The 292-nt window shown below is 44.5% G+C and carries 1 protein-coding gene; it reads left to right on the top strand.

The window, feature by feature from the left end; genetic code table 11:
- On the top strand, window positions 1-292 hold a 292-nt coding region (locus ACM615_RS24000), incomplete at both ends, for an RsmD family RNA methyltransferase (RefSeq protein ID WP_431012645.1).

Below are 292 nucleotides of genomic sequence, written 5' to 3'. Positions count from 1 at the left end.
CGAGATATGAAGGCGATTCAAACGATCAAAGGAAACCTCAATCAATTGGAGCTGATTGATCAAAGTGAAGTGTTTCGAAACGAGGCAAAGCGTGCACTTGCAGCCGTTGTGAAACGAGAGGAATCCTTTCAAGCGATCTTTCTTGATCCGCCTTACAAAGATCAACAGCTAAAAGCACTTCTTGACATGATTGACGAGCATGCCTTATTAACAGATGACGGCGTGATCGTGTGTGAGCATGATAAGGGCGTTATACTGCCAGAGGAAGCTGGACAGCTTTACATATCAAGAC

It is taken from the genome of Rahnella sp. PAMC25617 (genome assembly GCF_050606005.1).
Classification (GTDB): Bacteria; Pseudomonadota; Gammaproteobacteria; order Enterobacterales; family Enterobacteriaceae; genus Rahnella; species Rahnella variigena.
Note: the sequence above shows the minus strand (reverse complement) of the source record. Positions and strands in the feature narration are given on the sequence as shown.